The following is a 15,020-nucleotide window of genomic DNA, read 5'->3' as shown; positions in this document are numbered from 1 at the left end:
ACGAACCGTCATACCGCGATTCATTCGCGGTATCTCTAGATCCCGCTAACAAGCAGCGGGATGACGATTGTCGTTTAGCTATAAACATTAAGAAATTTACCAAACGAAAAAAAAGGCAAAAGAAGCCCCGTGGTTATTATCCGCTTTAAAATATTGGCGTTTTTTATGTTTTAAACGCTTGACAAGCGAAATTCAGCTGCTTTTAATTGCAATTAACCTACGCTGCAAATGTTTAAGAAATTTACCAAGCAGAAAAAAAGACAAAGAATCCCCGAGTTAGCTAGTCTTTTACTATCTTTGTCGAGTATTGGCATTTTTTGATGTCTTGTAACGCTTTGTAAGCGCGTTCAGCTTATTTAGATAAAAATCTAGATGTAGATGAAGTTTTGTAAAGACATACAGTATCTATATACTGCAAAAAATTAAACATAAGACGCCGATACATTAAGTAATCCTTACCTTTTAATCTGCAGATTGGCGAAAGCAAATACAATAGCTTCACTGTCATGATAAAGGGGCTGGCAAAGCTTGTCAAGAAATTTTCTTATTTCATTTAAATTGCTTGTAACCTTCTTATACACTCATCTTTACCAAGAATCACCATGATATCAATGATTCCAGGTGCATCCATTACTCCAGTTATAGGGGCGCGTAATGAGTGGTATACATCGCTTATTTTCATATCGTGCAATTTTGCACATTCCTTGATCTGAGAAGATAAAAAACCCTTATTCCAATTTTCATCACCGATCTTTGACAGAAATGACACAAGTAACTTGATTATATCGAGGTTAGATTTGACAATTTGCTCAGCCTCTTCACTTAAATCAAGTGGCGGATCTTGAATATAAAATTTTGCTAAATCCAATAATTCGGTCAGGTAGTTTGCTCTTTTTTTTAGCTCTGTCAGTCCCTGCAGTAAATAGCCCTTTTTTTTGTCAGTTAGAGTATTTTCTCTAAGCATTAGAGTCAGAATATCTTCATTGCTCATATTACTAATATAGTGGTTATTCAAATGCTCCAGTTTTTTGAAATCGAGCCGTGCAGGTGAACGACCAATACTTTCTAAATTAAACCACTCTATTGCTTGCTCATCGCTAATAATCTCATCGTTGCCGTGACTCCAGCCAAGTCTCAGCAAGTAATTACGCATCGCTTTTGGCAATATTCCCATCTTTTCATAATCGCAAACGCTTGTGGCACCATGCCTTTTGGATAGCTTATTCCCATCTTCCCCATGGATAAGCGGCACATGTGCAAAGCGTGGAATGTCAAAATCAAGAGCCTGGTATATTAGCAGATGTTTAAAGGTATTAGTGAGATGGTCAGAACCACGTATTATATCAGTTATTCCAGCATCATGATCGTCAACTACCACGGCAAAAATATATGTTGGAGTGTTATCAGAGCGTAAGATCACTATATCATCAAGCTGGTCGCTATTTACTTTGATTTGGCCGTATATTTTGTCATCAATGACGATCTCTTGCGAATCTGGCACTTTAAAGCGGACAACTGACCTCACACCCGATGTCATTCCAGCGCGTGACCACATATTTTTCCAGTGTCGGCTACTTGGATGACAAGAAGGAGGTTTTGTAGTACATTTATGCTTGTATATCTTGCCCTCTTCTCTTGCTTTTGCCTTCTTTTCTGCAACTTCATCTTCAGGGCAGTAACAGTGATACGCCCTACCCTTTTCAACTAAAAGGTTTGCTACTTCTTTATGCCGCTCTATTCTTTTTGACTGATATACTATTTCCCCATCATAGCTCATACCGAGCCATCTTAGCCCTTCTATAATTGCATCAATTGCTTCTTGTGTTGAACGTTTTCTGTCGGTGTCCTCAATTCTTAGCAAAAACCTGCCACCATGATGCTTTGCATAGAGCCAATTAAATAACGCAGTACGAGCTCCTCCAATGTGCAAAAATCCTGTTGGTGATGGAGCAAATCTCGTGACTATACCTGGCATATTTGTCTGTTACAGTAATGTAAATGATGATAGCTAAAATTTATGTTTGTAACAATTTAGAATTTATTTGTTCTGAGAGATAAAATTTACTTGTTTTTCATTAAATTGTGTTGTATAACTTAGTATTGGTTGAATATAGCGAGGTGAGTTATCGGTGGACTTGGAGATATAGCAAAATTGCTTGCAGATAATGAAACTAATATCGATTGGCGTTACGCCGGCCCTTTTGATAAAACAAAACAAAGAGTACAGGCAGATAATCTCCTGCATTTAACTGCAAGAATACAAAACAAAGATAAATTTGTAGGCATTTGTAAGAAGGACATTGCTTCTGTAACTGTGCATAATAAATATGGAGATAATCCATTTCATGAAGCAGCAAGAAATGGAATTTTGCTGCCTGCAGTAAAAGAGATTGTGAATAACTTAGAGAAGGAAGCTAATAACAAAATTACGAAAGCAGAAGAAGCTGGAGATCGGAAAGAAGTAAGCAGATTGAAAGAGGAACTCAAATGTAATAAAAAATATATTAAAGATGCGCTCTGCAGTAAAGACTATGCTTTTAATCAGAAGAGGGAAACTCCTCTTTATTACTTAAATGCTGCACAACAGAAAGAAATTAAGCAAATCGCAGGCATAAAAGACAGCTTTATATGTAACCGGAAGTTTCACCTGTGCTTATATATAATAGGAGCGATAGCATGTATCGCTGCTTTATGTTTGTCTTTATACTTTTTATTTTTAGTTTCTCAATCTTTTGCACTAAGCTCGATGGTTGCAATAGCTTCTGGCGGAGTCACATACCTGTCAGTTAAAGCATGTAGCGAGATACATGCCTTGCATAACGAAAGCACTTTAGTGGAAAATGCTAATGTACAACTTGCAGGAGAAAGTTTAGGTGTTTGATGAAGCTAGAAATTACTTGCAGGCAATGATATAGAAATTTACTTTCTTAACTTCAGAAAGTATACTCATACGATGATAGAAAAGAAGTACAGTAAGATTTTAATAGCAAACAGAGGAGAGATTGCCTGCAGGATTATCAGAACTGCCCATAAGATGGGTATATCTTGTGTGTGCATATACTCGGATGCAGATGTAAATTCTGTGCATGTAAGACAAGCAGATGAGTCAAGATATATCGGCCCTTCGCCATCTTGCCTCAGTTATTTAAACATTGAAAAAATATGTGAAGTAGCAGTTGAAACAGGTGCTGAGGCAGTTCATCCTGGCTATGGTTTTTTAGCAGAGAATCCAGATTTTCCACGTGCTCTTCAAAAACATAATATAGACTTCATCGGTCCCAGTGCAGAAACAATAGAAGTTACAGCCAACAAAATAACAGCAAAAGAAGCTGCAAGAAAAGCTGGAGTGAATGTAGTGCCAGGATATATGGGTAAGATCAGCGATGCTGCCCACGCAGCTCAAGTTGCTAAAGAGGTCGGTTTTCCCGTTATGCTCAAAGCTGCATCAGGCGGTGGTGGCAAAGGAATGCGAATTGTACACTCCAAAAAAGAAATTGAACTAGCATTTACATCAGCCACAAATGAAGCAGAGAAAAGTTTTAAGGATGGCAGTATCTTTATAGAGAAATATATAGAGTTGCCAAGACATATTGAAATACAAATCATAGCAGATAAATATGGCAATATAGTTTGTCTTGGAGAAAGAGAATGCTCGATACAAAGGAATAATCAGAAAATAATAGAAGAAACGCCAAGTCCATTCATTAGTGAAGAAGTAAGACAAAAAATGTATGTTCAATGTGTTTCTCTGGCAAAGCAAGTTGGCTATTTTTCAGCAGGCACTGTTGAGTTTGTTATAGATAAAGACCAAAACTTCTATTTTCTTGAGGTAAATACGAGATTGCAAGTTGAGCATCCAGTAACAGAATTTATAACTGGAATAGACATAGTAGAAGAAATGATTAGAACTTCCTGTGGAGAGAAATTGAGATTCAATCAGGATGATATTAAACTTACTGGTTCTGCAATAGAAAGTAGAATTTGCGCTGAAGACCCATCGAAGAAATTTTTCCCTTCCAGCGGAAGAATAAAATATTACGATAAACCGGGTGAAAATGATTATGTAAGAATAGATGATGGAGTTGCTGCAGGTTCAGAAATTAGCATGTTCTATGATTCGATGATTGCCAAAGTGATAACATATGGAAAAGATAGAGTAGAAGCGATCAGCAGAATGCAAAAAGCATTGTCTGAATGCTATATAGAAGGAGTAACAAATAATATAGAATTTCTAGAATCCATCTTCCATCACCCAAATTTTATCGCAGCAAAGCTCCATACGAGATTCATTCCAGATCATTACCCTAGTGGGTTTCACGGCGATTTTGTTACAGAGGAGTATATTAAAATATTTATTTTCACTGCGTTATATGTTCATTTGGAAAATGAAGAAAGGTACCATCATAAAGCAGTGAATGAAACATCTCAGGTGTCATTCCAGTGCGTGACACTGGAATTTAGTAAAAAAGAAGGGGCACCAGTATCAGCTACTCGGATGGCAGGTGAACGTGCAAGAGATTTATTCATAGTGAATATAAATGACAATGAGTACTCCGTAAATGCAAAATACCAAGATAATATATTAATAACGGTATATAATCACAATAAATACTCCGTTATAGGCAAGTGGAAATCAAGTTATAGATTGCTATATATCACAATTAATGACGATACCAATATAGCACTTAAAATAGAAAGACAAGGCAGCAAGTACTTCATAAGGCATGCAGGCATGAAAGCTGAGTGTTGTATATTTAAGCCTCATGTAGCTGAATTAAGTAGGTTAATGCTAAATAATGAAACAGAAGGGATTTCAGCAGATGCTGTAAAATCCCCAATATCTGGTTTATTAGTTAAATTGCACGTAAATGTAGGAGATCAGGTGGAAATAGGACAACCTTTATTTGTGGTGGAGGCAATGAAAATGGAAAATATCATATGTGCTGAAGCAGCAATGGTGATAAAAAATATTCCCGTTCAAGAAGGAAAAAATGTGCAGATTGGTGATGTAGTCTGCTTTCTTAAATAACATAAGAAGTACAAACTTGACCCAAACAAGATAAATGAAAACACTTGATGAGCTATGGCAATGGCTATTGGTATGTGCAATAATAGAGTAATTACACCTAAAATGATCTGAATGACGACGGAGAGCAGCATAATATATACCGGTTTTATGCTAGCATTTTTTACTGTGAGTATTACTACCAAAGTTAGTATTAGCAATGCCAGTGCTCGATGTATAAATTGCACTGTCGCTCTGTTCTCAAAGATATTCAGCCATGTAGGCTGTAAGAAAAATAAATCTTCTGGAACGATTTGTCCGTCCATTAGTGGAAAGGTATTGTAAATTAGACCAGCATTTAATCCTGCAACAAATGCGCCGAAAATTATTTGTATCATGATCAGAACTAAAATAATTCCTACGTAGTACTTGGTGTTACAACTAATCTTAAGTTTAGTTTGCTTTGGCCTGATTTGGTAATCAAAAAATTGATATGAAAATAATGCAAAGATAATTAATGCTAATAATAAGTGAAGTGCGAGCCTATAGTGGCTAACATGAGGCTTGGCTACCAAGCCGCTTTTTACCATATACCAACCAGCAAAAGCTTGTAAAGCTCCAAATAATAATGCCACAAATAGCTTTATTACTACCTTTTTAGATATTTTTCTTCTTAATGTAAAATATATAAATGGCAGGACAAAAACTAAACCTGTTAGTCTTGCAACCAATCTGTGTACATATTCTATTAAGTATATAGCGCGAAACTCCTCCATACTAATACCATAGTTAAGTGCTTTATATTCAGGTGTAGCTTCGTATTTTAATTTTTCTTGTAGCCAGTCTTGTTCACTCAGTGGTGGTAATGTTCCAGTAATGGGTTTCCACTCCGTGATTGACAATCCTGCTTTTGAAAGTCTGGTAAATCCACCAATCCCTACCATGAGAATTACCATGACCGAGCAGAGAAAAAGCCAAATAGCTACAGGTTTTGCTTCCATAAACCATGCTGAGTTTTGTTCCATCGCTCAGGGTAAAGAATAAATTCCCATAAGGCAAGAAAAGCTGCAACACTATGTAGCAGACTATAGACCGGAAAAAATATCGATACTATATAAAAATAAAAAGGCATCTTTTGCTGTTTGACAGCTATTACCAAAAGAATCAGGTTAGTAACGTATACCACTACAAAGTAGTACAAAAATAATTCATTTAAAACTTTAGTTAATATCAATGAAAGCAGTAAAAATGGAGTAGTAAAAAATATAAAAGCTGCAGAGCCAACAAAAAGATTCAATAGCAAAATTCCCTTAAATCCAGTGTGTTTATAAAGTGACTTTATATTTTTTAAATGAACAATATAAGTTTGCATATAGCCTTTGATCCAGCGCGCTCTTTGCTTAATCCAAGCAAATACAGCAATTGGTGACTCTTCCAATGTTTCTGAGTCAATCATCCTGGTTTTATATCCCATTTGCGCAAGTCTCAAACCAAGGTCAGCATCTTCGGTAACACTATAAGCATCCCAGAAAAACACTTCTTTTAGAATTTTTACTGAAAAATGATTACTGCTACCACCCAAAGGTATCGGCATGTTCATTTTTTGGAATCCAGGCAATAAGTATTGAAACCAGTTCATATACTCCAGAGAAAAGAATTTTGTGAGAAAATTATAATCACAATTGTAGTAATTTAATTTCGCCTGTACACAGGCAAGCTTATCGTCGTCCTTATTAAATTCAATCAGTGCTTTTTTTAACTGCAATGGGTCTGGTTTATCGTCCGCATCATATATTACTGCATACTTTCCTCTAGCAAAGCTCATAGCATAATTGCATGACTTGGCTTTTGTTCTAGGCAAAGAATGAGGCACTTTTATTACTTCAAAATACTGCGGTAAAGTGTACTTTTCTATAGCTGCTAGCGTTTCTTGGTCATCACTTTCTACCTGAAGCTTCACATCTAATTTTGATTTTGGATAATCCAAACTTTCAATGCTTTCGATCAATTGCTCTATCACTGCACTTTCTTTAAAAGCAGGCAATAAAATAGTATATATAGGAAAATCTTCTTCATTCAGCTTACTATAATCCACTTTTTGATTAGAGGTTTCACATAAGCTAAAAACTGTAGCTATAAACTTGAATAAATAACTAGAACATCCGATTATAAATATCAACATCAAAGCAAAATATGTATATTTCTCTGTTAGTGTTAAAATTGAAGTTACAATAAAGAAAGAAGCAAAAAATATTGAGCTTAGTTTAATGCTTTTAGCTGAAAAATTAGGATTCTTGTAATATAAGTAGTTGCTTGCAAATTCTGAAATACCAAAGTGCGAGTTAAGAAGATTTAAAATCTGTTCGCTATCCACTTTTATTAATACATAGTCAATGCCGTAATGAGCTTCGACCCAACGGTTGATATCTCGGCTTGTGTCTTCAACCATAAAAAAAGTAGTATCATTTAATTTTTGCCAAGGAATTATATTAAATTTATAGTAAAAAAGTTTCTCTTGCTCTTTGCACAAACTAGAATCAAACTTAATTTTTTCTACATTATCAGCTTGAAGTATAGGCATTAAACCTAATGCAATTTTTTATTTAAGTCACGTGAAAATGAAGATATGACCTCGCTACTACGCTTATCATCTTTACGTTCATGCATTATTTTTTTTACAGCATCAGCAGCTATACTCGCTGTGTTAGCCTGTAAATCTCCAAGAGCTTTTTCAACTTGGTCAGTGACTTTCTTCAAGTTAGAATGGGCATTGTCATCTAATGTCTGATCTAGCTGCTGTCTATTGTGCTTAATGATACTATTAGCTTTATCAAGTGCTTCATTCATCATTTTACTAACTTCTGCATCTAATTCTTTGTATTTTTTAGAAGATTTTTTGTAATACTCCAACATATCTTTCCTGAATTTTTCAGTTTCTTCACTTGAAAATTTGCTTTTGTTACGCTTATTGTTAAGCGCATTTTTTATCACTTTCTTTAGCAATTTATACGAAAGGACAAAACTTACCAAGAAGGCAAGACCGATAATCAGTGATGTAGACATAAAAACCCCTAAAATTCTTTGGACACCAAGTCAGCAATAAATTCCTCTTCAATTTCAGAATTAGTCAATTTAGTATAATAAATTAAAGCAATACTAGTAGCCATTTGTTTTAACTGATCAGTATATTCAGATTTAAATTCTGCCACTTTTTTTTCAATAAGCTTGCTCTTTTTTTTATCTTCCTCTTCTAATATATTCTTAACATTAGCTCTCATTTCTTCTACCTGAGCAAGTGCATCATCTATGATTTTTTTTGCCTGTATTCTAGCTTGGGTTAAAGCTGCGTTATACTTGGTAATCTGATCTTCCGTAAGTCTTAAAAGATGAACAGAACTATTAAAAGAACCCAATACTTCTTTACTTCTAGTGCTTATTATTTCATCTAACTTTGGCAAAAATAAACAACTTACTACGAAAAAAAGTGAAGAGAAAAAAATTAAAAACCAAAAAACTTGAGAAAAGAAGGTTGAAACATCAAGCTGTGGCATCTGTTAAGCAGCAAATATTAATAACATTGCAAGTACAAACGCAAGCAATCCCATGATTTCAACCATGGCAGCACCAATATAAACATAACTTTTCATTTTACCTTCTGATTCAGGGTTTCTCGCAATCCCATTTAACATAGCAGAGAAGATATGAGCTATACCTAAACCAGCGCCGAGCATTCCAAACACAGCTAAACCAATTGCTATAAATTTTAAAGCTACTAAATCCATATATTACCTTTAATTATTTCTTTATAATATAATTGTAAAATATTCTACAAGGAAGTCAATTACTTTACTGCATCTGACAAATATACACATGTTAATATAGTAAATATATAAGCTTGTAAAATTGCAACAAATACTTCAAATCCTATCAATGCAATTATGAACAAAAACGGCGCAGGAGTGAAAAATATGTTCATATTTACAATAAACCCTGCTATCACTTTGATGATTGTATGACCAGCAATCATATTTGCTGCAAGCCTTATTGATAGGCTAACCGGCCTTACTAAATAAGCAAACAACTTAATAATAATTATTATAGGTGCAAGCCACGAAGGAGTTCCTTTTGGTAGCAATATGCGTAAAAATTCTACTCCCCTTTCTTTAAATCCAACAATCGTTATATAAATAAAAACCACCATCGATAAAGCGAAGGTGACTATCACATGACTTGTGACCGTGAAACTATAAGGAAGAACACCAACTAAATTACACGATAAAATGAAAATAAATACTGTGAATATCAATGGAATGTGCTGCAAGCCTTTGCTTCCAGTGTTATTTTCTATTATTGAAATAACAAAATCATATACATACTCAACTGCAGCTTGCAAATATCCTGGTATTACTGACCCCTTCTTTATTCCAAAAAGCAAAAAGAGTATCATCAATATCACCGAAATCATCGTGAAAAAAGATGAATTGGTAAAGCTTACGTCATACCCAAATAACCTAGGTAACTCTATTATTGTATATACCTTAAACTGTTCCAGTGGATTTAGTGCCATTTTAATCTGAATTATAAACAGTAAATAAAGTATGAATTTTATAGGACAAAGTCAAGAATTAAGATAAGGCTCTGTATTATTATAACATTAACATATTAACAAAATATGTAATTAGAATGTTAATTACAGTCAGCTCTGTATTTTAAAATTTACTAATCTTGTTAAATTATTCAATATCTTGACTTAATATCTTATTTTGATTATAATTTAATTTTTAGTGAGGTATATAATGAACGAAATAGATTTTATTAACACTAATCATCCTTTAAATTTGGAGCAGGAATTTGGTAACGGATACATCGAATCAGTAGATTGTTTCCTTGACGAAGATACTCGCGATTATTACATAGGACTCAACAATGCAATAATACACTTCTTTTTTGATGGTAACATTGATGAGGATGCCTGGGATTATGAAAGTCTTAAATTCTTTCTGGAGATAGATTTAAAAGGTGATATAGAAAAAATTCTTTCTCTTCGCAAGAAGATATAAAGTTACAAAAGCTTCTACATCATAAACAATGATGTAGAAGTATTCCACTACAACAAGCTTTAAAAGCACTACATTTTATATTACAATAACTTTTTCACTTCTTTTTAGGTCCATGAAATTCACATTATCTTGGTTATTAGAGTACTTAGAAACCAATGCTAGTTTAGAAGAAATTACCGATAAATTAACTCACATAGGGTTAGAAGTAGAAGATGTGATCGATAATTCCAGATTGACTGGGTTTATCGTTGCAGAGGTATTAGAAGTCGTACCTCATCCAAATGCTGATAAATTAAAATTATGTAAAGTAGATGACGGAAGTAAAATTCTACAAATAGTTTGCGGAGCAAACAATGTTAGAGAAGGTATGAAAACTGTGCTTGCATCTCTTGGTAGCACATTGCCAGAAAGTGATTTCACAATCAAGCCCACAAAAATACGAGGAGTGCTAAGTGAAGGGATGCTCTGCTCTGCTTCTGAACTTGCGCTGGTTCAAGAGGAAAGTGAAGGAATAATCGAGCTTTCCGATGATTATAAAGTAGGGGATAAATTTTTCAATTGTGACCCTGTAATTGATATAAATGTTACTCCAAACTGTGGAGATTGCTTAGGCATTTATGGAATAGCTCGCGACCTTGCTGCAACTGGAATTGGGACATTAAAGACTTTAAGCATTCCACAACTTACCAGCTCCATAAATTCACCAATCGATGTTGAAGTTACTGACGGGGAAAGTTTTATTAGTGGAATATACATCGCCAATGTAAAAAATCAAGAAAGCCCAAAATGGTTAAAAGATAGGCTGGAATCGATAGGAATGCGCTCCATTTCTGCAATAGTTGATATCACGAACTATATTATGATATCTTTCAGCCGCCCAATGCACGCGTATGATGCAAAAAAAATAGAAGGAGAGCTCACAGTACGCAAAGCAAACGACGGAGAAAAATTTGCTGGTTTGAACGGTAAAGAATACTTATTAAACAAAGACATAAGCGTTATTGCAGGTGATAAAAATATTCATGGAATTGCTGGAATTATAGGTGGTAAGTGCAGTGAATGTACTCTTGAAACTACTGATATCTTTTTAGAGTCTGCTTGGTTCGATCCCATCTCTATTACTAAATCTTCAAGGCAGCTCGGCATCTCCACAGACGCTAGTTACAGATTTGCACGTTCAGTTGATCCTGAATTTACTTTTGATGGACTCAACCTTGCAGCTAAAATGATTCTGGACTTATGTGGTGGAGAAACCTCAAGCGTAGTGTCTGCTGGCAGTTTAGATAGTGCTGACACCAAGGTGAGCTTTGATTATCAGGATGTGAACAAGTTTGGAAGTGTGTCTGTATCGCCTGATGAGGTGCTTGATATCTTAACGAAACTAGGGTTTAGTATTGATAAAAAAACCGAAGGCAATTGGAATGTACAAGTACCAAGCTGGAGACCGGACGTGACAATACCGGCTGACCTAATCGAAGAAGTAACAAGGATATACGGCTATGACAAAATAAAAGAAGAACCACTACCAAATAATGTTGAAGAAGTAGATAGTACATACGACAATTTGCGTATTTTGATGACAAACAGAGGGTTTCATGAAGTGCTAACCTGGTCGTTTATGAGTGAATCAACAGCTGAAAAATTTGGTTACTCGAATAAGTTATTTATCATCGATAATCCGTTTAACAATAGCTTTAATATAATGAGACCAAGTATTATGCCAAATTTATTGCAAGTTACTGCTGATAATATTGCCCATGGAATATCTGATCTTGCAATCTTCGAAATCGGGCCGATTTACGATGGTGAAGCTCAGTCTAAGTATGTTTTAAGTGGAATTAGGTCAGGAAATAATTTACCGCGAAACCATTATAATACTGATAGGAAAGTAGATGTTTTTGACGCAAAGGCTGATTGCATAGCAGCTTTGGAGTTTTTTAACGTTAATTGTGATAATTTAACGATAGAGAAAGCAGAAAAAGAACATTACCACCCAGGAAAGTCAGGCACTCTCTCTTTTAAGAATAAAGTAGCAGGTTATTTTGGAGAGTTGCATCCTAATATATTAGATCTTTTTGATATCAAGCAAAAAGTTGTAGGTTTTGAGGTAATACTAGAAAATATTGAAAATTTACCTGTCAGTAGAAAGAAATTTATCGATTATAAATACCAAAGTGTAAAACGTGATTTTGCATTTATAGTAAATAAGGATGTGGAAGTAGGTAACATAATCAATGTGATAAAAAAAAGCTCAGAGCTCATCACAGAAGTTTTGATATTCGATGTATACCATGGAAATAATATAGAACCGAATAAGATGTCTATAGCGTTGTCAGTTACTTTTTGCTCTCCAATCCACACTTTAACTGAAAAAGAGATCCAAAAAGAATCAAGTGCTATAGTTAATTTAGTATGTGAAAATACCGGAGGAACTTTGAGAACTTATCGTTGAGTCACAATCATAGTTTCCTGCCGTTGCTGTGTCACACTTACTTCATCCAATTTATTTCCAATATTGAATTCAATATCCTTGAAAAATCTATCCCACATTCCATGCAAATGCTCTTCTATTTTAGGCCACACATCATTTTTAAATGTTACCCCATCATCAGAAAATAAATTACCTAAAAAGGCTCCAATACCTTCATAATTTGACTGAAAACATTGAAGAAATGTCTCTCCTTCTTTATAAGTATTATGTGCCACATTTAACGCTTTTCTCTCTGTAGTCTCTTTATAAGCATTTGATGCTCCAATCTTTATTGCACCAAACATAACTTTACTCCAGTTCTTAACTTTCTGTATACAACCTTCACTATTTCCTGGTATATTATTTATTATATTTTTTGTCAAATTGTCTATCAAAGGAGACAATAAATTTTGACTAAAATGTTTGATATTATCTTTTGTTTTAATTAGAGGATATTTGATGCGTTTTTCTGCTAAACAGTACTCCAGTTCTGCTCTTTCTAATAACTTCTTGATTTCTTTTTCATCAAAAGTTTCAAGCTTGAATACCTTCAGTAAATCATCTTCTATTACTGCAAATTTTATTTTTTCACGAGACGTTAGTTCTTCTTTATAATCATTTTTTGTTTCTTCATTTATCAATAATTCTTTTTTGCCTAATTCTAACTGTTTTAATGCTTTCAGAATTTCTTCATTCCTTTTTAAGAGCACTTCTATTGATCTTGTACCCGGATGCCCTTTTTCCCTGTTATCTTGTTCAGCTTGTAAACGCTTATTTTGATCTTTGAGTGTTTGTTCTAATGTAGATTTTTCTAAATGTCCTTCATCTTGCACGCGAAAAGCTTCAATTATTTCTGCTAGACCTGATTCACCATATTTTCTTAATTTCTTGCATAAACGTAAAACACCCTTTTTTTGTTCTCGAAGTAACCTTTGCACTTTATATTTTTTTATTTCTAAATACATCTTTTCTATAAAGTCATTTATTTTAGCTGAAGCTTCCTTATCCGATGGAACCTTTACTTTTTTTTCTAAATCTTCAAGCTGCTTCCTTAGGCTTTGCTTCTCCTTATCCGGTATATCTGATTGACTTAACTTACCTTGAACTTTTTTCATTACTGATTTTATCAGCCTGCGCTCAATCTCTTGATCATCATATTCGAATTTAAAAAGGTCTTCTAACCCCCTTTTTAAGGTGTCATTTGTTAAGTTACTGTTTTCATGTATTTCTTTTAATTTCTTATATATATTGTTACACCTTGTTTGACCTATTCCTCTTAAACTCTCTAATTCCTGTCTCACTAAAGAATTTTTTATCTCATCTTCCAGCGAAAAATCTTCTCCCCGTCTATCTCGCTGAAACTTAATTGCTTGTATAAAGGCAACTTGATAAGCACTTTGTATTAAGTGACTTGTCAAATTAGGACCTATACTATCTACCACTTTCGACTTGAATTCGTTCAATTTATCATATGTAATCTCTTTCTTTTCTAGCTTTATCAGTTCTTCCATAGTCTTCGCAAATTCCTGAATAGAAGTTGCAAGCACATCCTTGATTTCGTTGCGTAAGGGCTTAAGACCATTTTTTAAATTGATGTTAGTTGACAATTTCAGTACGATGCTATGCTCTGAATTCCGCGTCACATCAAACCACTTGTTATTTTCATTTTCATACAAATCTCTAAGCAATCGTTTAAATTGCGGTGGAAATTCTATTTCCATATCCCACGCAATATTTGGTCCAGTAACTTCCTTTTCATGAAAAGACACCTCAATATTTTGATGCTTATTAGAATACCGCCCCATACTTATTTTAAGAGCAGTAACTAAAGAGTGAGATAAATCTCTATTGAAAAGATAAAAAGTAGCCAAAGCAATTGTTGCAGGAACAACTAAGGCTACAAGTACAGCCATATTAACAAAAATTGCTATTGCAGCAAGAACACCATATGCCAATCTTTTTGGCACGCCAGTTTCACTCTTTTTTGTCTTATCTTCCCCTACACTGTCTTGTGTCTTGCTGTTTGCTTGAAATCTACTGCATACGACTAATCCCAGTGCAGTAAAAGCAATATAAGGAAGCATTAAAACTGACAGAGCTAAATTTAATATTTTCTTTTCTGGGCAAGTTCTATTTATTTCCTTAAATATTTCGCTTGATATATTATACCAGGAAGTAAAAAAATCAGAGTTATAATCTTTATAATGAAATATACTGAGTGGAACGTTAAAATTAGCTAACGGCTCTTGTTCTTCCACAGCATCAAAAAATTCTTCTTCCTCTTCTGAAGTAGCAAGACCTAAATTATTCCCTTCTTCTACATTAGAAACAGCTTCCATAGCATCAAAAAACTCTTCTTCCTCCTCCAAAGTAACAACAGATTCTGCTTTACCTAAACCACCACTATTGTTAACAACTTCTTCATAATCATCTGCAACAGCTTTATTCATATTATAACCTTATCCAATTACCTTAAGTATAGCAT

At 34.3% G+C, this 15,020-nt stretch carries 12 protein-coding genes; 4 read left to right on the top strand and 8 right to left on the bottom strand.

What is annotated here, in order from left to right; genetic code table 11:
• Window positions 1-553: 553 nt before the first annotated feature.
• Window positions 554-1,975 (bottom strand): glutamate--tRNA ligase, encoded by a 1,422-nt coding sequence (gltX, locus tag R0F62_RS05345; protein WP_274979336.1) that lies wholly within the window; start codon window positions 1,973-1,975, stop codon window positions 554-556.
• A 150-nt stretch (window positions 1,976-2,125) separates the two neighbouring features.
• Between gltX and R0F62_RS05340 the strand changes: the two genes are divergently transcribed.
• Complete coding sequence (locus tag R0F62_RS05340) at window positions 2,126-2,881, top strand: ankyrin repeat domain-containing protein (protein ID WP_274979337.1); 756 nt, start codon at window positions 2,126-2,128, stop codon at window positions 2,879-2,881.
• Between the two features lie 72 nt (window positions 2,882-2,953).
• The gene (locus R0F62_RS05335; protein WP_317051352.1) at window positions 2,954-5,029 is read left to right on the top strand and encodes an acetyl-CoA carboxylase biotin carboxylase subunit; all 2,076 of its coding nucleotides are present in this window, start codon (window positions 2,954-2,956) and stop codon (window positions 5,027-5,029) included.
• Here the strand turns inward: R0F62_RS05335 and R0F62_RS05330 are convergent.
• From R0F62_RS05330 to R0F62_RS05305, 6 genes are read right to left on the bottom strand one after another with little or no spacing between them, the layout of a single operon-like run.
• A complete protein-coding gene (locus R0F62_RS05330; protein WP_038198748.1) occupies window positions 4,978-6,006 on the bottom strand; it encodes a COX15/CtaA family protein in 1,029 nt (342 codons plus the stop codon). The two genes, R0F62_RS05335 and R0F62_RS05330, sit on opposite strands and share 52 nt — an antisense overlap.
• A complete protein-coding gene (locus tag R0F62_RS05325) occupies window positions 5,988-7,586 on the bottom strand; it encodes a glycosyltransferase family 2 protein (protein ID WP_038198745.1) in 1,599 nt (532 codons plus the stop codon). The genes R0F62_RS05330 and R0F62_RS05325 overlap by 19 nt, the downstream gene beginning before the upstream one ends.
• A gap of 5 nt (window positions 7,587-7,591) precedes the next feature.
• Window positions 7,592-8,068, bottom strand: a complete 477-nt coding sequence (locus R0F62_RS05320; protein ID WP_274979334.1) for a F0F1 ATP synthase subunit B family protein — start codon at window positions 8,066-8,068, stop codon at window positions 7,592-7,594.
• A gap of 8 nt (window positions 8,069-8,076) precedes the next feature.
• A complete protein-coding gene (locus tag R0F62_RS05315) occupies window positions 8,077-8,556 on the bottom strand; it encodes a F0F1 ATP synthase subunit B family protein (protein WP_010962584.1) in 480 nt (159 codons plus the stop codon).
• A gap of 3 nt (window positions 8,557-8,559) precedes the next feature.
• Window positions 8,560-8,787, bottom strand: a complete 228-nt coding sequence (locus R0F62_RS05310; RefSeq protein WP_274979333.1) for a F0F1 ATP synthase subunit C — start codon at window positions 8,785-8,787, stop codon at window positions 8,560-8,562.
• A gap of 59 nt (window positions 8,788-8,846) precedes the next feature.
• A complete protein-coding gene (locus R0F62_RS05305) occupies window positions 8,847-9,572 on the bottom strand; it encodes a F0F1 ATP synthase subunit A (protein WP_022626288.1) in 726 nt (241 codons plus the stop codon).
• A 229-nt stretch (window positions 9,573-9,801) separates the two neighbouring features.
• Here R0F62_RS05305 and R0F62_RS05300 point away from each other — a divergent pair, with 229 nt between their 5' ends.
• Together R0F62_RS05300 and pheT are read left to right on the top strand one after the other, a co-directional pair.
• The gene (locus tag R0F62_RS05300; RefSeq protein ID WP_010962582.1) at window positions 9,802-10,065 is read left to right on the top strand and encodes a hypothetical protein; all 264 of its coding nucleotides are present in this window, start codon (window positions 9,802-9,804) and stop codon (window positions 10,063-10,065) included.
• A gap of 112 nt (window positions 10,066-10,177) precedes the next feature.
• Complete coding sequence (gene pheT / locus R0F62_RS05295) at window positions 10,178-12,517, top strand: phenylalanine--tRNA ligase subunit beta (RefSeq protein WP_274979332.1); 2,340 nt, start codon at window positions 10,178-10,180, stop codon at window positions 12,515-12,517.
• Here pheT and R0F62_RS05290 read toward each other — a convergent pair.
• The gene (locus R0F62_RS05290; RefSeq protein ID WP_274979331.1) at window positions 12,508-14,985 is read right to left on the bottom strand and encodes a hypothetical protein; all 2,478 of its coding nucleotides are present in this window, start codon (window positions 14,983-14,985) and stop codon (window positions 12,508-12,510) included. The two genes, pheT and R0F62_RS05290, sit on opposite strands and share 10 nt — an antisense overlap.
• Window positions 14,986-15,020: the final 35 nt, after the last annotated feature.

Source organism: Wolbachia endosymbiont of Drosophila aff. chauvacae BK-2020, from assembly GCF_032848195.1.
Taxonomy (GTDB): Bacteria; Pseudomonadota; Alphaproteobacteria; order Rickettsiales; family Anaplasmataceae; genus Wolbachia; species Wolbachia pipientis.
Note: the sequence above shows the minus strand (reverse complement) of the source record. Positions and strands in the feature narration are given on the sequence as shown.